The sequence below is a fragment of the Flavobacterium sp. GT3P67 genome (assembly GCF_004349155.1).
Classification (GTDB): Bacteria; Bacteroidota; Bacteroidia; order Flavobacteriales; family Flavobacteriaceae; genus Flavobacterium; species Flavobacterium ranwuense.
The window spans coordinates 1-20,708 of the sequence record NZ_SMLF01000013.1 but is presented as its reverse complement, the minus strand read 5'-3'; the positions used below and the strand labels follow the sequence as shown (position 1 = coordinate 20,708).

Here is a 20,708-nt window from a genome sequence, read left to right as displayed (position 1 = left end):
CTAACAAAAAAATATCGTTACGAGAAAAACATATCTTGTCATTATACTGGGTTGAATTAGTATATCAAAAAATTGTTTATTCATAAAAAACTCCAAACATCAAACTGATACAGTAAAGCAAAAGCAGACGTCCGGAGTTTTAACCAAATTCAAAAGTATTAGTCTTTAAGTAACCACATCATCTGATTGACATTATCATTACCTCCATACTGAGAAGCTACGGCAGCATTCATATTTTCGGTATTATAATCAAGTTCATTAGACGGATAAAGCCAACGCAACGGAAAATTTGTGGTTGGGTTATTCAGATTCGTGGATGGGTTCAGGATAAAAACCGGGTAACCTGTCCTTCTGTTTTCAAACCAAGCACTATAAGTACTTCCTCCATGAAAAAAGCCAGCAAGATATTTCTGGGTAATAATCTGAGAAATTTGATTTTCATTGGTACCTGTAAGAGCAACATTGGCTATATATGTAGCTATATTGGCATCCGTAATTTTCATATTGTGATGATAATCGGCGATATCAGGAGTATAGGCTGCGGTAAACTTCATCGCATTAGTGATACCTGCGGCATAATACGTTTGTGCGGGAGTGCTAATCCATCCTCTAACGGCCGCCTCAGCTAGTACAAACTGAAGTTGCTGGAAACTAAAAACACTAACTGGCTCAGCATTTACCAAGTCGACATAACGGTTATTAATATCCGAATAATCTTTTGTCCCACGCATAGCTCCAAGGCTTGTAATAGAATTTGATGGCTCTGCTCCAACATACGCATTCCAATCAGAAGCTAAAAACCCCGCTGTTATTTTTACCGGTGATGGCTTGGCATAATAAAACAACCGGTTGTCTTGCAATGTCTTTAATGTGTTTATTAAAGTCGTCGACAACATTGAATATTTTGAAAGCACATACGGATTAGAACCAGCAGGGACACTAGACCAAGGATAGTTTTGCCCGGCTGTTACATTGTAAGTAAGTGCAAAATTATCTTTATAATCGCGCATCAATGGACGGTTGGCTACAATATCATTAAAGCGGGTAACAACTTTCAGGTCGGTATCGGCCGTTTTTTTATACAACTGCAGTAACACATGCAATTGAAAACTGTTGGTCAATCTGCGCCAGTTATCTACCTTACCTGCGTATATAGGGTCTCCATCAAAATTAGTTCCTTCGGAAAAAAGGATATTAGCTTGATCCAATTCATTTAAAATACCCAAAAAGACTGCCTTCTGTGAATCATATTTAGGTTTTATAATGGCATCCGTTTCTCCCTTTACGGCATCTGAATAAGGAATATCCCCCACCTGCATGGTTGTTTGAAAAAACTGCCAAGCTCTGATAAAATGCCCAAGTCCGGTATACGATTTCTTAAGTCCCTCATTGGGTGCAAAATCAATCATTGGTTTTATATTTCTCAATAAGGTAATACGGTTAAAATTGGTACGACCTAGCTTATTATATTGGAAATCTGTTGGACCACCCTCATTCCAAGTCATGTATTTACCCAGTAGGGACGGTTGTATAAAAGTCTTTGTACTACTGATGTCACTACGGGTAATACTTAAAATCATACTAGTTGCCAGCATCCCGGAACTAACCTGAGTAGCAGCATTAGGATTGGTATTAATCTCATCAAAATTAGAACAGCCAGTTACCATGATTGCCGCTATTGGTACTAATAGTGCATATCTTAAAAATTTTATTTTCATGTTTATATATTTTTATTTTACAGATCGTAATTAAATAAATGAATCTACTTGTTTAAAATCCTAATTTAAAGTTCATTCCAACCATACGTTGTGAAGGTGCATTCAAATCTTCAGAACCAACATCCGGATCGGAAAACTTGAATTTGGTTATCAAAAAGACATTTTGTGCCGTTAGTGTAACCGAAGCACTATTTACCCCTATTTTACCCAATATTTTGGATGGCAATGCATAGCCTACAGATATTTCACGAAGTTTAACAAATGATGCTTTTTCTGCACCATAATTTCCTCCCCTAGTATATTGGGCATAATCTTGATAGGATATGGCATTATCGTTAGGGGCATATACGCGATCATCGGAAACTATTTCGCCATTACTATCAAAAACTACAGTACCTGATACCACTTTTACGCCCTGACCTACATAGTTAGTCAAGCCATTTACTACCTCATCATAACGGTATTGATTGATCGTGCCTGGATGGGTACCGGAATCCCACATTTTATCCTCAATAGAGTTGAACATTAACCCACCTATACGACCATCGACAACCAAACCAACATTAAAGCCACCAATCCTAAAATTGTTTATGAATCCAAAACTGAAATCGGCATCATAATTACCATATTTCTTCACATAATCACTCTCTACAGTGTACCCATTATTATGTATTAAATTTCCGGAAGGATCCCTAAGCCAGTATCTATCTGTATAAACATCTTTCCTTAGCCCTTTCTTAACAAAGGGGCTTTTGGGAGAATATATTGGATCAAGCTCTCCATAATAAACATGATTGTTAGACCAGTTGATGGTTGACTGCCATTCGAAATTTGCTTTCTTTATAATTGTACCATCAACAGTCAATTCAAAGCCCTTACGCACACTTGTTTCTTTTGTATTAACCAAAGTTGAAGAAAAGCCAGACGAGTTCGGGATGGAAACAGAAAGTTGTTGGTTATAATAATATTTATTAAAATAAGCCAAATCCATATGCAACCTCTTTTTAAATAAATAGGCGGCTGTACCGATTTCCCAGGTACGCTGCGCACTTGGTTCAAGACCTTCACCAAGCAAACTGGAAGGATAGCTGGCAGAGTTTAAAGTATTCCAAGCAATATTTGTGGTGCTAAACGTACGATTGGTAGCATATACTCCTGCAGCTGTTTTTGACAAAGCCCAAGAACCACGAATCTTGAACATATCAATCACTTCTGGAAGTTTTACTAATTCTGACAATACAATACTGGAACCTAAAGAAGGATAGAAAAAAGAACGCTCCGCTTTGGGCTGGGATGAATTCCAGTCATTCCTTCCGGTAGCATCCAAAAACACAGCATTATTCCAACTAAAAGAAGTACTTGCATATAAGCTATTTACCTGTCTGGAGCTGTAACCCGGAGATACAGTAGCTTGTTCAACTGAGCCGTTAAGCGAATAAAAAGTAGGTGAAGTTAATCCGTTTTTTGTGGAAGCAAATAAACTTTGATCCACCCAACGATAGACAGTTGCACCTCCCAAAGCATTAACGTTCCATTTATCGACTTTTTTATTATAGGTCAAGATTAGATCGTCGCTGGTACTCCAACCCCAAGTTTTGGATATATTATAAAGTCCTTTTGCATTCCAACCACCTCTGGTAGAGAAAATGTTTGCCGTAGGATTTCTTTGTGTTGATTCATTGGAATACACGTCATAGCCAACACGTAGCATCAATTTTAGATCTTTAGAAAAATTATAATTAGCCGTAAAGTTAGCATTAATGGTGTTTTGTTGTATTCCGTTTAGTTTTTCATAAGCAATCAAATAGGGATTATCGTACCAGTTGTTATAAAGCCAGTTTTGCTTTTTATTAGGTATTTCCCAGTAATCCTTGTATTGACGAATGTCGTAGTCGGCACCGGTCCACATGGTAAGCTGGTACAAATACCCTTGATTATTATAACCACTGCCCCATACTTGTGGAGCTGTTCTGCGGCTTATCCCCACATGACTCTCCAGTGTAAACTTTTCGGAAGCTTTAATCTCCCCCCCTACTGTAAAGTTTAACATATTTAACTGTTGATTCGGAAACTGTCCTTTATTATGTATTTGATTGAGCGAAACCCTGAAACTTCCCGCATCCCCACTTTGGGCAATACTAAAATTATTATTGGTGACCAAGCCAGTTTGCATAAAATTTCTAAGGTTATTTTTTCCGCTTGAAACCAAAGGCAAATCTTCCATTTGTTTGGTAACGGGATTCCATTGCATAGCTGTTGTGCCAACATCCAGTTTTGGCCCCCATACATAGTCATCATTTGGAGAACCGTAAGATCCTTTCCCATATGATGATTGCGTTTCAGGTATGGCCAAAAAACCGGTTTGAAACATGGTACTGCTATTTACATCAATCGAAAGTCCTTTGCCTGAAGCACCCTTCTTGGTTGTAATCAACATGACTCCCGCCTGCCCTCTAGAACCATAGAGTGCAGCAGCTGTAGGTCCTTTCAGAAAATCAATTTTTTCGATATCATCTGTTGGGACATCTCTTAGTGTCATATTTCCATAAGGTACGCTGTCGATTACCAGTAATGCTGCTTCGCCTCTCATTAGCAATTGAGGTTTACCATTGAACTCCGTAGAGTTTTTTACTACTAATCCCGATACTCTTCCTGTAAGAGAGGTACCTATATCTACTCCTTTTACCGTTTGCAACGAAGCTCCTTCCACTTTCTGGGAAGAATACCCCAAGGCTTTTTCCTGACGTTTAATACCCAAGGCCGTCACCACTACTTCTTCCAAATTATTTTCAAGTGGCAACAAAACGATATTTAATGTTGTGCTTTTTTTTGCAACAATTTGCTGGGAAGTAAAACCCAAATAAGAAATAACCAGCACAGCTCCTTCTTCCACTTCGATAGAAAAATCACCATTTGCATCTGTCGTCACCCCTTTGTTAGTTCCTTTGACAGCAATAGTTGCACTTGGAACAGGCTGATTATTATTGTCAGTAACCTTTCCTTTTATTACAATTTTCTCCTGATTACTTTTTTGTACTGAAGACTCTTTCCTTGCTATACTTTGAATCCCCACCATGTTACCTGACCTAAGGAATTGCCAACCGGTCAACTTAGATAATTGTTGTAAGGTCTCCTCCAGAGTTCTTTCTTTTTTGGGAAGGTCAATTTTCACGGCACCTTTTACCACTGTCTCATTATAGGTAAATTGGACTTCAAAAAGTTTTTCCACTTTTTTAATTACTTGTTCAACAGGGGCATTTCGAAAGCCAAAAATGGCTTTCTGTTTAGCAAAAGCAAACAGCTGATTTGATACGAGTAAGGAAACAAGCAAGATATAGATCATTGGTCGTTTCAATGCGCAATATTTTCTTTTAACATTTTTTTTCATAAAGCAATTGTTTTTTGGTTTTTGGTTTTAGTATGCGTTTTTCGTGTTTTTTTTTTATAAGGCATTTTATTGATTAAAATTTGGGTTAGTTATTCAATAATGACGCTGTCACCAGCAAAAGAATATTGGCTATCAATACTAAAGCAGACAATTTTCAATACATCCTGCAAGGATGCATCCTGATATTCACCGTTGATAAAATGTTTTTTAATTTCAGGATTCTTCACCACTATTTTTACTTGATACCATTCTTCCAGTTGTTCAATTACATTAGACATTGGTGTTTTATTAAAGGCTATACGACCATTTATCCAGGAACGCAATTGAAAAGAATCAAATTTTCCTTTTTGCAAATTCATACCCTTTATGCTCACCCCTTTTTCGCCAGGCAAAAGAAAAACAGTTGTTTTTTTATCATTCTTTCTTGTATCAGCAACCTTCACTTTACCTTCCAAGAGATCAATTTCAATGTCTCTTGAATTCGTTTGTCTGCCTCGCACATAAAATTCTGTACCTAGCGCAGTGGTGGCAATTTTTTCTGTTGTTACCGTAAATGGTTTCTGAGGATTTTTCGCTACTTTAAAAAATGCATTCCCAATCAAAAAAACTTCTCTTTTGCACGTATTGAAATCTTTATTCAATGCTATACTACTGTTCGAATTCAGTATAACGGTGGAGCCGTCAGGCAATGTTACCGTTTGGCGATGACCTGCAGCACTATGATAACTTAACATTTCTGTTTTTGGCAATTGTTCTTCAGACGTCCCTATTCCCAGTTGAAAAAACCGGACAGCAATAAACAGAATTAAAGAGGCCGCTGCCAGATAAGTGGCTACCAAACGGAAAGTTCTACGTTTTTTCTGTCTTTTTTCTATTACCAAATTTGCTGCAGACAAACCTGACTCCTGAAAAACAGTCGTATTATTTGCTTGAAGTTTTCGATCTTGTAATTCCTGACGTACTTTATCAATCTGCCTGTTCACTTCCGAAGAGGTTAGTCCCCCGTGTAGTGACAAAACCAGTCTTTTAGCTTCGTCAAAAACAACTCTTTGTTCCGGGCTGTCATTAATAATGGTTTGCCAGTGTGAGAAGTGTTTTGGATTTGTATTTAAACAATAGTCTACAAAACTATCATCCAACATTATTTCTTCAATAGTATAAATAGGTCCTTTCATGAATTCACTTTATTAACGTTATAGTAATAGATAGTAACCTTCTGTTTTTTTACCCGTTTTTAAGAAGTTTTTTTTAAAATTTTCTAAAAACGGTAAAACGGTAAATCAAGGAAGAGGAATAAAAACTGTTATTTGATCAGGCTTAAAAAGAAAATTCAGCTATGGGAATGATAGCGATAAATTAGTAGCGCAACCGTTCTATACATTCAACTGTTCGAAGTTTTTTAATAGCTTCATGCAGTTTATTATAAACAGTCCTGACAGAAAGCGATGTCTCTTCGGCTATTTCTTCAAAGCTCATATGCTCATAAAAACGCAATTGCAATAATTGACGTTGTCTTGCAGGAAGACCTTTGATAGCATCTCTTAAAACAAAGCCAATCTCTTCCTCTTCGATTTGTTTCACCAGATACTCTTCATAAGATTGTTCAGAAGGTTCCTTTATGAAAATATTGTCCCGAAAAAGTACACGGTGTTTTTTAGATTTTTGAAGATGGGTAATAAGCCATCTTTTGTATGAAACAAACAAATATGCTTTTAGATTATCAACATGCTGCAATTTATCCCGATTATCCCATAAATGAATGAAGAATTGATTCAGGGCATCTTTGGTCATTTCGACATCAGACGTGAATTTAACACCATACCGAAACAATTCGTTATAGTACCTATCCATTAAGGCAAATAATGATTTTTCATTAATCAATTGATCCAATGTAATTTTGAAGATATTACCCCCGGGTGAAATGACATATCAAGTTTTTTTAGCTCCTTTAAAAAAATAAATTTGTTCCGGGTTGTCACTCCAGTAGTATAAATACGACCTTTCTGAAAATTATTTTGATAAGGTTTTAATAATAGATAGAAAGTCAGTGCTTTTTTACCCGTTTTTAAGAAGTTTTTTTATTTAAATGAAAGGAAAAAAGACAAATTCCAAGAAAATGGGGTAAAAGTTGTTAAAAAATCCAGTTGAAAAAAGGAATAAATAACGACGGTAATGATCGCGAAAATTATTAGCGCAATCGTTCAATGGGCTGATGTACCCGTAGTCTTTTGATTGCCTCGTGCAGTTTATTGTAAACAGTCCTTACAGAAAGTGAGGTCTCCTCGGCTATTTCTTCAAAGCTCATATGTTCATAAAAACGCAATTGCAATAATTGTCGTTGTCTTGCAGGAAGACTTTTTATGGCATTTTTTAAAATTTGGGCAATCTTTTCCTCTTCGATTTGTTTAACCAGATACTCTTCATAAGATTGTTCAGAAAGTTCATTTGCATGATTATCGTCAAGAGAAAGTACACGGTGCTTTTGTGATCTTTGAAGATGGGTAATAAGCCACCTTTTATAAGAGACAAATAAATATGCTTTTAGGTTATCAACATGCTGCAATTTATCCCGATTATCCCATAAATGGATGAAAAATTGATTCAGGGCATCTTTAGTCATCTCCACATCAGCCGTAAATTTAACACCATAACGAAACAGTTCGTTATAATACCTATCCATTAGAGAGAACAATATTTCCTCATCGGGTAACTGGTCTGATATTGATTCCTTATTATCCAAAAATTACTATATAGTTATTGTATCCCTTGATTTATGTTATTTTACGTAAATAATCGGGCAATATTAATAATTTAATTAATTACTGAATCTATTTTTAATTTTAATTAATCATTAAATAATATATAACTACGAAAAAACTTATCATTCTGAATTTGGTTTATACCCATCTCTAGTTACAGTTTTCCTTCTCTTAAAATTTCACTTTGCAAGATCTTGAAATTCAATATAGACTTCCTATTTCGTTTTGCATATCTACATTTTCAAATACCAAAAAATAGAAAAAGAATTAAGCTAGTATATTGATAAAATGTAGTCTTCCATTACTCTTTAATCCCTTGCGTTCTTAGTCTGAATGTCATAACTTTTTAGTATAATTACATAGCTTATATAAAAATTAAGCATTCACCTTTGTTTTTGTGATAATTACGTACTAATCTAATAAACAAAGTTATGAAATTCAAAAATGCACTCCCTTCCATAGCAATGCTGCTGGTTGTATTTATGTCCAGTTGCAATAACGAAATGGATGAGAATATAACAGCTGAGATGGCGTTAGTTGAAAAATCGGCTTCGCTGATGACTAAAATATCTGCAGTAAATGAAACTGTTGCTTCTCAGTCAAGTGTTGGTGGATTACAAGGTATAAATCTAGGTGTTTCAGGCGAATTTGTGATTCTGTCAAAAACAGGAATTACTAACGTTTATAAATCTGCCGTTATTGGCGCTTAAGGTTCAAGCCCTATCACCGGAGCTGCTATTCTACTAAAATGTTCAGAAGTAACAGGGACAATATACACCGTTGACGCAGTAGATCCGCTTCCATGCAGAGTAACTAATGCCACAAGATTAACCACCTCTGTAAGTGATATGCAAACCGCCTACACTGAAGCCGCTGCGGAGAACTAAATGAAATATACATCGGCATTATACCAAATCGAATAGGCTAAAACATATGCCGTAATGGTATAAGTTGCTATCCAGACGGAACAGACCAATAAAACAAAGAGCGTTGCTTAATAAGCGACGCTCTATTTTGTTATCTAAAAAAATTACCGCAAAAGACCACGAGTTTATGATGTGTTAAAAAAAACTATAATTTTCTAAAAATGAGACACTTACTTTATATTGTTAAATTTATTTTTGTAAATTTATAACTCAAAAAAAATACCAGAAGTAAAAAGGAAACCGGTATGAGCTGAAGGTAAACTAAAACTAACAACCCACGAAGCAAAACTAAGCATTAAAAAAAATTACGATGCTGAAGTTATTGTTTATCATAAAGTACATAATGAAATTCTAGAAATGTCAGATATACTTGCCGACGGCATCGTTAAAGAATTTCCGGAAAAATTTAAACCAGGAATTATTAAGAAATCTTCAAAATAAAATGGAAGATTTCTTTCAATAAATTTCACATTGGCGGAAAAACAATGAAAGTCATTAAAGCAAAACGGATATGAAAAAACCTACTGCAAAAATAAAATCAACAGACAAAGCCACTCCTGGCGTGTTACAAACTCATGTTAAAGCTCCTGAGAATATATCTGCTTCCAAACCCGTAAATGGGACTATTACCTCGGGAGATAATCTTTCCTTTTGGTTTTCATCGTCCAAAAAGCCAATAGCTTTCGAGAAATTAAACCAGAATCTTGATACTGATATTTTAGTTATAGGTGGAGGAATCGCTGGGCTTACCACTGCTTATTGTCTTGCAAAGGAAGGACGTAAGGTAATTTTGGTTGAAGACGGATTTATTGGTAGCGGAGAAACCGGAAGAACCACGGCTCATATTACCTGTGCCCTTGATGATCATTATTTTGAATTGGAAAAAATTTTCGATGAGCATACTGCGCAATTAGCTGCCAATAGTCACATGGCTGCTATTGAATGGATAGCAAACACCGTTAAACATCATAAAATTAATTGCCATTTTAAAAGAGTTGATGGCTATTTGTTTTTACACCCTTCTGATACCAAAGAAACATTAGAAAAGGAATATGAAGCTACAAAACGTGCGGGACTTATTACCGAGATGTTGAATTCCGTTCCGTCCCTTGCGGCTGAAAAAAATAAGTGGTGCATTAAGTTTGCAGACCAGGCACAGTTTCATGTGCTTCTTTATCTTAAAGGATTGGCGAATGCCTTTATAAAATTAGGCGGAAAAATATATACAGAAACAAAAGCGGAAAACATCACCAACGAAGGAGCTACTGCAAACGGTTTTAAAGTAAAAGCAAATCATATTGTAGTGGCAACGAATACCCCCATTAATGACTGGGTAACCATGCATACCAAACAATGGCCTTATCGCACGTATGTGATCGCTGCCAAAATTCCAAAAGGAAAACTACCTTATGCATTGTGGTGGGACACAGGAGATCAAGACTCAAAATGGATATCTAAGCCTTATCATTATGTTCGTTTAGAAGAATTTGATGAACACTATGATATGTTGATTGCTGGAGGAGAAGACCATCGCACGGGGCAGGCTGACGATGAACATATCAAAGAAGAAGACCGCTACGATAAACTGGAGAAATGGACAAAGAAACATTTTCCAACTATTAAAACAATCGAATTCAAATGGTCAGGTCAGGTAATGGAACCCCTTGATTCATTAGCATACATTGGCAAGAATCCAGGCGACGATAACATTTATATCATAACTGGTGATTCCGGCAACGGTATGACACACGGAACCCTTGGCGGAATGATAATCACCGACATAATTACCGGAAGAGAAAATCCTTGGATTAAAATGTACAGTCCGTCTCGCATTACATTAAAAACCACCGGTGATTATTTGCACGAAGTGGGAAACATGGTGGCACAATATGTAGACTGGTTTAGTGCAGAACATATAAAAGAAGTAGGCAATTTTAAACCCGGTGAAGGTGGGATTATTTCCTCGGGATTTAAAAAAATAGCAGTATATCGTGACGAACAAAATAATCTTCATACCTGCACTGCAGTATGTCCTCACTTAGGTGGCATATTGCAATGGAACGCTGACGAAAAAACATTTGATTGTCCTATGCACGGCTCCCGTTTTACCAATGAAGGCAAAGTAATAAATGGACCCGCAACCTCCGATCTAAAAAAAATCATTATTAACAAAGAACGTGAAGTTTAAAAGTTAATACCTGCCTAAAACAACACTCATTTCAAATAGTAAAATAAATTAACAAATTCATTTATTATGGCAAAGAAAGAACCATCAAAAACAAAAGAGATCGACAATCTTAAAATTAATGACCTTGCTAAAAACACGGAGAATGGTCAAGGTGAATTTTTAACCACGAATCATGGCTTGCGTATTAATGATGATCAAAACTCTTTAAAGGCAGGCGAACGTGGCGCAACTTTACTGGAAGACTTTCACTTTCGTGAAAAGATTACGCACTTTGATCATGAAAGAATTCCAGAACGCATTGTGCATGCCAGGGGAAGTGCGGCACATGGATATTTTGAACTACACGAATCCATGACAAAATATACTAAAGCCAAATTCCTGCAAACTCCAGGCAAGCAAACTCCCGTATTTGTAAGGTTCAGCACCGTTGCAGGCTCACGAGGTTCATCGGATTTAGCACGTGACCCGAGAGGATTTGCAGTTAAGTTTTATACCGAAGAAGGCAACTATGATTTAGTTGGGAATAATATTCCTGTATTTTTTATTCAGGATGCACTTAAGTTTCCAGATCTTATTCATGCTGTAAAACCGGAGCCGCACAACGAAATGCCGCAGGCAGGATCCGCGCATGACACCTTTTGGGATTTTGTTTCCCTGATGCCAGAGAGCATGCACATGATTATGTGGGCGATGAGCGATCGTGCTATACCGAGAAGCTTGCGGATGATGGAGGGATTTGGCATTCATACTTTTCGTTTCATAAATGAAAATAATAAATCAGTATTTGTAAAGTTTCATTGGAAACCCGTGTTGGGTGTTCATTCTGTTACGTGGGATGAGGCACAAAAAATTTCAGGAAGAGACACTGATTATCATCGCAGAGATTTATGGGAAGCAATAGAAACTGGTAACTTTCCGGAATGGAATTTTGGCGTGCAGATTGTAGCGGAAGAAGACGAACATAAGTTTGACTTTGATTTGCTTGATCCTACCAAAATTATTCCTGAAGAAATTGTTCCTGTGCAGATAATTGGCAAAATGACATTGAATCGTAATCCTGATAATTTTTTTGCGGAAACCGAGCAGGTAGCTTTTCATCCCGGTCATATTGTTTCCGGAATTGATTTCAGTAATGACCCATTATTACAAGGCCGATTATTCTCATACACAGACACACAACTTAGCCGACTGGGAGGTCCTAACTTTCATGAAATACCTATCAATCGTCCCATTGCACCTGTTCACAACAATCAACGTGATGGAATAATGAGGCAAACCATTAATGCAGGTCAGTCGAGTTATAATCCTAACACGACAGGAAATGGATGTCCGTTCCAAGCCGGAACGAAGGATGGAGGATTTGTTTCCTACAATGAGCGTATTGATGCCAGAAAAGTCCGTGCACGCAGTCAAAGTTTTTTTGATCATTTCAGTCAGGCAACATTATTCTACAACAGCCAGAGCGAACCTGAAAAAAATCATATTATCGATGCCTTGCGATTTGAATTAGGCAAACTGGAAACAGAAGCAATACGTGTGCGGGTAGTAGGAATGCTTACTCAAGTGGACAAAACGCTTGCTGCAAAAGTTGCGGAAGGCTTAGGCATACCGGTTCCAAAAGCACCTGAACAACCAATGAATCAAAGTATTCCTGCTGATGGCGATCCAATGAAATTTCAACCTATAAAAGTGCAACCTACATTGCAAAGTTCAGCAGCATTAAGTATGGAGAATACAGTTAAGGATAGTATTAAGACCCGACAGGTAGCGATACTTACCGCAGATGGGATTGATGAAATTTCATTAAATACCATGAGAGAAGCACTTGAAGCCGCAGGAGCACAGACAAAAATTATTGCGCCTCACTTAGGATTTATTGCAGCGGCAACGGGCAAACAAATAAAAGTGGATCAAAGCTTTCTGACCGCAGCTTCCGTTTTATTTGACGCAGTATATGTGCCGGATGGGAAGCAAAGTGCTACTGCATTAAAAGAAGAACCTGATGCTATCCATTTCATTAATGAAGCGTATAAACATTGTAAAGCGATAGCTGCTGATGGAGCTGGGGCCGATTTCGTCTATCTGACTGCTGCCGGAGTTAAAATTCAAAACGAAGACAAAGCAGATAAAAACAACCTTACAATTGGAGTGTTGCTTAATCGTGATGCTAAAGAATTTATAAAAGCAATTGCACAACATCGGTTTTGGGAGCGAGAAAAAACGGGTAAGGTTCCTGCTTAGGATGAATTATCACACGGCAAATAATTCGGATAAATAATAATAATAATAATAAAGATGAATCTAAAGTTCGAAAATTAACGGCAAAAATTAACAATAAATAATAATTATTCTTAACAATTTAAAAATAAATAAAATGGACAAGGAAAAATCAATTGACGTGTTAAACACACTCATCGAAATCAACAACGACAGAATTGAAGGGTACGAAACCGCTTCTGAGGAGACGGAAGAAAAAGATTTAAAAACCTTGTTCTCTCAATTAATGAAAACCAGTCAAAAATGCAAAACAGAACTTGTTAACGAAGTTCAAAAACTGGGAGGAACACCAATTGAAGGAACCCGGACAACCGGCAAATTTTTTAGAGTCTGGATGGACGTCAAAGCTGCACTAACTGGTAAGGACCGTAAAGCAATACTCAATTCATGCGAGTTTGGTGAGGACGTTGCAGTAGCTACTTATGTTAAAGTATTAAAAAATGATATTGAAGACATTACTTCCGAACATCAAGACCTGTTAAAAGCACAATACGCATTAATAAAAGCCGATCATGACAAAGTAAAAGGCTTACGAGATATGTCGTCCTAGCATTAATAAATTTTATAAAATAGGTTTAAATAGCGGCAAGAGATGAATTTATCCCTTGCCCTATTTATCTTCCTTTAAAATTAACAGCATCATTTGATATGATACCAATGACATTAACCTCTTCATTTTAAATGCGTGAATAATGTAACTTATTTTTTAAATTATATAATGCTTTCTGGAATTAACCGGGATACTTTTAATTAACTTCTAAATCATATTTTATGTCACTACTTACTGTATTACTTGTATTAATTGTTGTAGGTGTTCTTCTTTGGCTTGTCAATACCTATATACCTATGGATGGCACAATCAAAAAAATACTTAACATTGTGGTTATTATTGTTGTGATTATTTGGCTTCTCAAGGTGTTTGGGCTTTTCAACAGCCTGATGGATGTACAGGTATAAAAATCCATGTTGCATTCATATATTAGTTCTGAAATCGAACAATTTTCAAAAAACAATAATCCGATACAAAAATTAAATTTTATATATCAACAAACCTTTAAAACTGAAAATCATGAATCTAAAAAGAATCTTTGGAGCGTTACTTACTGCTCTCGGAATAGGTGGTCTTATTTATACTGCAGTAATATTTATGGATACCTCTGGCGGTACACGTGACATTAAAATGCTCGTCATTTATGGTATATTGGGTCTTATATTCTTCATATCAGGCATTAGCTTAGTTCGTACAACAAAAGATGAATCATAGTTTTTTAAATAAAAAAAAACAACTAATTTAACAGTATTTATCTGATTTCCAGGTTGTCCTAACGGCAGCTAAAACATAGGAGTTTCTCAACCTTCCGTTTATTAACAACTAAAAGGAACTAGAGCTTCCTACTCGTTAATCAGTAAATGCTTTTGAAATACCTATATAAATTAGTAATTGATTTGCATTTCTAATTTTTTTATAAAAAATGCACGCTTTGGCGCATCAGATAGAGACGGTAAATGTCCTGATTCTGATAGAGACTGCTTTCCCACTATTGATAACCGTTGTCTAACTACAAAAGGTACTATCCTAAACAAAGGTTGTCCTGAAATTATTCCTCGGGATACCAAAAAATTACGGATATCGCCAGTACACTTTTCTTCAAAAATACCAACGATAAACTAAAAATAGATACTTTGATTCAACTAGACGAGTTGGAAAACCTATTAAACCGTTACAAAAGTACATACTTGCTTATTGAGAGATACAGACAGTAATGATACAGATTGTCTACAACTTAAATCTCTCACAAGGTTATACCGATTCTGTAAAAAGATACTTAGCTGGTTGAGCAATCTCTGAAACTAGATTAAAACTATAAGATTTGGCCAAAATAGTGATTAATAAAACTTCTTTTGGTCGTGCAAAAACAGAAGAGTCTAATTGAAAACATCGTATTAAAGAGATATATTAACTGGTTCAATGTTAGTTTGGAAGAAGAAGGCTATTAGTCATCAATAGGCTTTTTTGTTTTAAGAATTTTGCAAAAAAATCTATGTCTAAGTACAAGGATTTTAAATATTTTATTTGCTTCACAAGGAATCCCTAAGCAAGATTTTGCGAAGTAATTATACAAAACACCTAGCTGGTTGACATGGCTTATAACCCAACAACATTAATTTGGGGCGTTTCTTTTATAACAACTTGATAATAAGTAAATAATACAACTTTTTAACAGATTTTTGCAACAGATTTTAACATTAGAAATCGAACTTTACATTTCAATAGCGAAAAAAATTCTAAAAGTTATTGTCTTCTTACTAATGTTTTTTTTAAGGAAGCCAATCAAAATAAGGAATCATGATAGCAGGTAAAAAGAAAATATACTATTTATCTGCTTGCGCTGCGGTAATGGACTTACAAAATTCGATAAAAGAAATTGCTCGATTGCCTTACCCTTCATTTAAACCCGAATTGATATGAGAATTGATATGAGAATTGAAAGAAGATGTAAATAATGTATGTTTCCCTATTGATACGGCATTATGTAGAGATACACTTTAACTTTATTAAGGCGCTGCCGACGAACTGATAGGTTTCACATCTGTTGGTCAATATTAATTACTGAAAGAATTAATGCTTAATACTAAAAAAATGAGAAACAGAATCACAACTAAAAGTTCCAATGCACGATCTGCAGGAAGTCAAAAAAAAAGATATTCTTCTGGGTCCAATGCTATATATATTCCTGAGACTAAAAAGAAGTTGCCCGAAATTTTATTTATTACTTCGTATCCTCCTCGCGAATGTGGCATTGCGACATATTCTCAAGATTTGATTAAGGTATTGAATAACAAATTCAAATATTCATTCAAGATAAAAATTTGTCCGTTAGAATCCAAAAATGAGCAACATGTTTACTCCGAACCAACACAATATATTCTCAATACAGACCATTCAAATGCTTTCCAAAATTTAGCATCCAAAATTAATGATAACACTGCTATTCAAATTGTATTGGTACAACATGAATTTGGGTTGTTTAGAAAGAACGAGGCCGATTTTAGACAGTTTTTAAATACTGTTCTAAAACCTGTAATCATTGTTTTTCATACCGTATTGCCAAATCCAAATGAATTATTAAAAGAAAACGTAAAAAAAATAACCGGATCGGCTCATTCTATTATTGTAATGACCAGTTCATCCGCAAAAATTTTAATGAATGATTACGAGATTGCTCCAGAAAAAATCACCATTATTGCGCATGGAACGCATTTAGTTCCTCATTCTGACAAAGCACTTTTGAAGGAAAAATATAAATTAACGGGTAGAAACGTACTTTCCACTTTTGGATTACTTAGTTCTGGAAAAAGCATTGAAACCACGCTGGATGCGTTACCCAAGATAATCAAAGAAAATCACGATGTACTGTTTCTAATTATTGGAAAGACACATCCATCTGTCGCAAAAGAAGAAGGGGAAAAATATCGATTAATGCTTGAAGCAAAGATTGAAACCCTGCAACTGCAAAATCATGTACAATTTATAAATCGCTATTTGTCCCTATCGGATCTATTGGAATATTTACAGCTTACTGATATTTATTTGTTTACATCCAAAGATCCAAACCAAGCTGTCAGTGGCACTTTTTCTTATGCCATGAGTTGCGGATGCCCAATTGTTTCCACCCCGATTCCGCATGCCTGCGAAGTATTGTGTGGTGGATCTGGAATTATTGTAGATTTTGGAAACGTTCAACAATTAGCCGCAGAAGTAAACCATTTGTTACTTGACGAGCAATTAAGAAAAAACATCAGTGCCAACGGATTGCACAAAATAGCACCAACAGCATGGGAAAATGCAGCAATTGCTCACGCTTTATTATTCGAAAAAATTGCAGAAGACACGCTCTCTTTGCATTATAAAATTCCCAAAATTAATTTGGATCACATAAAAAAATTAACCACTTCTTTTGGAATGATTCAGTTTTCAAATATAAATCAGCCAGATATAAATTCCGGCTACACATTAGATGATAACGCAAGAGCAATGGTTGCAATGTGCCAACATTTTGAATTAACAAAAGACGTAGCTGATTTAGAATACATCTATATCTATTTTGATTTTATCAAATATTGCATGCAGCCTGAAGGACATTTCTTAAATTATGTAGATGAATATCGCCAATTTACAAATCAAAATGATACAACTAACCTATCCGATTCCAATGGAAGAGCGATATGGGCATTGGGATACTTGATTTCTATAGGTGATTTGATACCAAAAGATTTAGCGAAAGCAGCACAAACTACCCTGTATACCGCTTTGTTGAATGTCAATAAAATACATTCTACAAGAGCGATGGCATTTATAATAAAAGGAGTGTATTATAGTAATACAAAAAATAAATTGGCACAAAATGTAGTTTTAATAACAGAACTGGCCAATCGATTGGTTCAAATGTACAGACACGAATCCGACAAAGATTGGGCTTGGTTCGAGAGCTATCTTACTTATGGAAACAGCATTTTGCCCGAAGCCTTATTGTGCGCTTGGTTAGCAACTGGAGATGCTGTTTATAAAGAAACTGCCAAATCCTCATTTGACTTTCTTTTGTCAAAAATATTCAGAGAAGATTGCATAAAAGTAGTTTCTAATAAAGGATGGTTGTATAAAGAAAAGGAGGCTATCTCAATACCAGTAGGAGGCGAACAACCCATAGATGTAGCCTATACAATTTTGGCATTAAGCAAATTCTATGATGCCTTTAAAGACGATGTCTATTTACAAAAAATGGAAATTGCTTTCAGCTGGTTTTTAGGAAACAATCATTTGCAACAAATTATTTATAACCCCTGTACCGGAGGATGTTATGATGGACTGGAAGACACTTACATCAATTTGAACCAAGGGGCAGAATCTACAGTAAGTTATTTAATGGCAAGACTGACAGTTAAAAAAACATTCAAAAAAATACTTAAACATTCGAGTGCCACAGAAAGTCAAATGGAGCATTATTTGAAATTGAATAGCAAAAATCAATTTGCATAATGTGTTAATACTAAAAGAATTCTTAGTAATAAAAGAAACACTTATCTTTTAGCTTACATATAATAATCAAGTATTTGTATTAGAATAAGCCGTCTCAACACATTGGGATGGCTTATTTTTATCTGATATAAATATTTGCTTTTTTGGAATATTTGACGAGATCTTACCTAAACTAAAAGATCCAAATTTGTCATCTAAAAATCAATATAAAACGCTATAAAACGATAAAAATAGAAGAGCAATTTGTTGCTTTTAACATAATTTAATTATTAGAATAATTTATGTAATAAAAATACTAATTAATTAATAGTCAGATAATTAACAAACTATTTATTATTAATATTTTATTACTGCAAAGCTTTTCTTAACGAAATATGTACTTTGTCGGAAATAATAGAATGTTGTCTTATTTAGTTTTTTTTTTTTGATGTTATACCTAACTTTGGTTCCACAAAAACTTATTCGATTTAAGTTGTTTTTTAGACGACTTTAAGTTTATATTAGGAGATAGATTTTGTTCCCCACATTTTATATTCCTATGTTTGAGGGTTCACTTCAATTATTTTTTACTTGAAGATGACTTAGTAATGGTTAGATACATTTCCCCAATGTGTACCTCCCAGTAATAACCTTTTTACCTGTTTTAATTTAATCGTTTTGAAATTAATCTAATAAATTTTTACAAATCGATTTCGGTAAATGATAAAGGTGTTTTTATCGTCCTGATAAAAACATTCTTTTGATGATGGTTGCCTTCATTATTTTATCTGAAGATGTGTACTCGCCTTAAATCTGTTTACTTCCTAATTAAATCAAATATATGGTGTTAAAATACTATTATTATGAAAAAGAATACATTTTTTAAGTTTTTCGATTTCTTATACAACAAAATAATAAGTTGTTTTTTAATGAAAAACACTATTTCTAAATTAAATTTAAAAAAATTTAATAAGAGAAATCCTTTAGATTACCTATCAAGATTATGGTGTCTTTATTGGCACCGATGGCTTACTATGTCACTATTATTGGTGACAATTTTAATGACAAATAGTACGGTTAATGCACAAGGATCTATTAGAGGTATAGTGCCTGTAATATCGCCTAAAAATGGTTCTGGAGTTGATGGAGATGCTTTTGCTCATTCTCCTGCTGGGTATGAAAATATAGGTGACTTATTTGACTCTCAGCATCCTACCGTTTCTGGTCACGGTGTGATTAACCCATTAACTGGGGAACTCCTGTATCCCGGTCAAACTTTTTTCCTGCAGGATAGGTATATAAACGATTTAACCATTTTTACTGCATCCAATAAAATTAATGACAATCCCAATACTTATACTTGGGGTCCAGGAAGTTCACCAAACAAAAATGAAATCCAAAATGCAGGTGCTCATTTTTCTTATGGAGATCCTGCATTAGGTGGATTATCAACTGATTTATGGGCTTTATTTGCTGGTGACCGTCAGGTTACTAATGGTAGTAGTTATATTGATTTCGAGTTTTTGCAGAAATCATTGACTATCACTGGCGCAACTACTAGCGCAAATGGAACAATTACTGGAGGTAGTGGAAGTTTTACTTCTTTAGGTACCGACGGCGGTCGTACGGTCGGTGACATTCTGATCACTATCGAGTTTACCAATGGTGGTGGCGATGCAAATGCAGTAATTCGTGTATGGACTGCTAAAGCAGGAGGTGGTTTTGAATATGTAATTCATCCAAACTCAGAATTTCTGGGTAGAATTTTCATTACTAATAATACCTCAATAACCCATGTACCTTTTGATGTATATGGTAGCGATCCCAATGGAACCGGTATAGGTGGAGATTATGGTGTGAATCAATGGGCTGAGGGAGCTATCAATCTTACCCAAGTGTTCGGCCTTGCAAAAGACCCTTGTTTTTCACTCAGTACATTATTTATTAGAACTAGATCTTCTGGAAACTCACAACAATCTGAATTGAAAGATTTCCCGGGAGCTCCCATTCAATTCATAGTAGACTCAAATCCAAAAGCAGTGGCAGTTGCTACTAATCCAGCTTGTAATGGAGGGTTTGGTTCAATAAATCTTACTGTAACAGGAGGTATAGGTCCTTATACTTATTCATGGACAGGTCCCAATAATTTTACAGCAAGCACTGAGGATCTTAGTAATATTTTAGCAGGTACTTATCAATGGGAAGTAAAAGATTCCAAAGGATGTATAGCAACAGGATCGGTAGTTCTGGCTGAACCACCACCGATATTGGTATCATCTGCGGTTGCCAATAATCCACTTTGCTTTGGGGTAGCCAATACCGGCTTTACCATCACGGCATCCGGAGGAACTGGAACTTTGATGTATTCAAGTGATAATGGGGCTACTTACGTGGCTTCCGGAGTATTCACCGGACTTACAGCAGGTACCTATACC

General features: G+C 35.5%; 14 protein-coding genes. 9 read left to right on the top strand and 5 right to left on the bottom strand.

The annotated features are described in order from the left end of the window. Window positions 1–158: 158 nt before the first annotated feature. The 5 genes from E0H99_RS16220 to E0H99_RS16200 form a co-directional block, all read right to left on the bottom strand. Window positions 159–1,718, bottom strand: a complete 1,560-nt coding sequence (locus E0H99_RS16220) for a SusD/RagB family nutrient-binding outer membrane lipoprotein (RefSeq protein WP_131998051.1) — start codon at window positions 1,716–1,718, stop codon at window positions 159–161. Window positions 1,719–1,770: 52 nt separating this feature from the next. Next, window positions 1,771–5,106, bottom strand: a complete 3,336-nt coding sequence (locus E0H99_RS16215; protein WP_131998048.1) for a SusC/RagA family TonB-linked outer membrane protein — start codon at window positions 5,104–5,106, stop codon at window positions 1,771–1,773. A gap of 89 nt (window positions 5,107–5,195) precedes the next feature. Next, window positions 5,196–6,281, bottom strand: coding sequence for a FecR family protein (locus E0H99_RS16210; RefSeq protein WP_131998045.1), 1,086 nt, complete (start codon window positions 6,279–6,281; stop codon window positions 5,196–5,198). 181 nt (window positions 6,282–6,462) lie between these two features. Then, on the bottom strand, window positions 6,463–6,957 hold the full coding sequence (locus tag E0H99_RS16205; protein WP_131998042.1) for an RNA polymerase sigma factor: 495 nt from the start codon (window positions 6,955–6,957) through the stop codon (window positions 6,463–6,465). A 337-nt stretch (window positions 6,958–7,294) separates the two neighbouring features. Next, a complete protein-coding gene (locus E0H99_RS16200) occupies window positions 7,295–7,846 on the bottom strand; it encodes an RNA polymerase sigma factor (protein ID WP_131998039.1) in 552 nt (183 codons plus the stop codon). A 522-nt stretch (window positions 7,847–8,368) separates the two neighbouring features. On the opposite strand from E0H99_RS16200, the gene E0H99_RS16195 reads away from it, so the two are divergent. The 9 genes from E0H99_RS16195 to E0H99_RS16160 form a co-directional block, all read left to right on the top strand. After that, window positions 8,369–8,575, top strand: coding sequence for a hypothetical protein (locus E0H99_RS16195; protein WP_131998036.1), 207 nt, complete (start codon window positions 8,369–8,371; stop codon window positions 8,573–8,575). Window positions 8,576–9,302: 727 nt separating this feature from the next. Beyond that, a complete protein-coding gene (locus tag E0H99_RS16190) occupies window positions 9,303–10,979 on the top strand; it encodes an FAD-dependent oxidoreductase (protein WP_131998033.1) in 1,677 nt (558 codons plus the stop codon). A 66-nt stretch (window positions 10,980–11,045) separates the two neighbouring features. Then, window positions 11,046–13,220, top strand: coding sequence for a catalase (locus E0H99_RS16185; protein ID WP_131998029.1), 2,175 nt, complete (start codon window positions 11,046–11,048; stop codon window positions 13,218–13,220). 157 nt (window positions 13,221–13,377) lie between these two features. Then, window positions 13,378–13,806 carry a ferritin-like domain-containing protein gene (locus tag E0H99_RS16180; RefSeq protein ID WP_240723501.1) on the top strand — a complete coding sequence of 143 codons (429 nt, stop codon included), beginning with the start codon at window positions 13,378–13,380 and terminating at the stop codon, window positions 13,804–13,806. Window positions 13,807–14,027: 221 nt separating this feature from the next. Then, a complete protein-coding gene (locus E0H99_RS16175; protein WP_131998023.1) occupies window positions 14,028–14,213 on the top strand; it encodes a Thivi_2564 family membrane protein in 186 nt (61 codons plus the stop codon). Window positions 14,214–14,325: 112 nt separating this feature from the next. Beyond that, entirely contained in the window at window positions 14,326–14,520 is a 195-nt protein-coding gene (locus E0H99_RS16170; RefSeq protein WP_131998020.1) for a hypothetical protein, read from the top strand. Between the two features lie 1,083 nt (window positions 14,521–15,603). Further along, window positions 15,604–15,726 carry a hypothetical protein gene (locus E0H99_RS17590; RefSeq protein ID WP_262711316.1) on the top strand — a complete coding sequence of 41 codons (123 nt, stop codon included), beginning with the start codon at window positions 15,604–15,606 and terminating at the stop codon, window positions 15,724–15,726. A gap of 171 nt (window positions 15,727–15,897) precedes the next feature. Beyond that, window positions 15,898–18,294, top strand: a complete 2,397-nt coding sequence (locus E0H99_RS16165) for a glycosyltransferase (protein ID WP_131998017.1) — start codon at window positions 15,898–15,900, stop codon at window positions 18,292–18,294. 1,013 nt (window positions 18,295–19,307) lie between these two features. Continuing rightward, window positions 19,308–20,708: SprB repeat-containing protein (locus E0H99_RS16160; protein ID WP_205728705.1), on the top strand; the 1,401-nt coding region annotated here is incomplete at its 3' end.

Coding starts and splice junctions, on each gene's coding strand:
- E0H99_RS16165 (WP_131998017.1), top strand. CDS start 15,898: ATGAGAAACAGAATCACAACTAAAAGTTCCAATGCACGATCTGCAGGA.
- E0H99_RS16185 (WP_131998029.1), top strand. CDS start 11,046: ATGGCAAAGAAAGAACCATCAAAAACAAAAGAGATCGACAATCTTAAA.
- E0H99_RS16190 (WP_131998033.1), top strand. CDS start 9,303: ATGAAAAAACCTACTGCAAAAATAAAATCAACAGACAAAGCCACTCCT.
- E0H99_RS16170 (WP_131998020.1), top strand. CDS start 14,326: ATGAATCTAAAAAGAATCTTTGGAGCGTTACTTACTGCTCTCGGAATA.
- E0H99_RS16220 (WP_131998051.1), bottom strand. CDS start 1,718: ATGAAAATAAAATTTTTAAGATATGCACTATTAGTACCAATAGCGGCA.
- E0H99_RS17590 (WP_262711316.1), top strand. CDS start 15,604: ATGATAGCAGGTAAAAAGAAAATATACTATTTATCTGCTTGCGCTGCG.
- E0H99_RS16205 (WP_131998042.1), bottom strand. CDS start 6,957: ATGGATAGGTACTATAACGAATTGTTTCGGTATGGTGTTAAATTCACG.
- E0H99_RS16210 (WP_131998045.1), bottom strand. CDS start 6,281: ATGAAAGGACCTATTTATACTATTGAAGAAATAATGTTGGATGATAGT.
- E0H99_RS16175 (WP_131998023.1), top strand. CDS start 14,028: ATGTCACTACTTACTGTATTACTTGTATTAATTGTTGTAGGTGTTCTT.
- E0H99_RS16195 (WP_131998036.1), top strand. CDS start 8,369: ATGGATGAGAATATAACAGCTGAGATGGCGTTAGTTGAAAAATCGGCT.
- E0H99_RS16215 (WP_131998048.1), bottom strand. CDS start 5,106: ATGAAAAAAAATGTTAAAAGAAAATATTGCGCATTGAAACGACCAATG.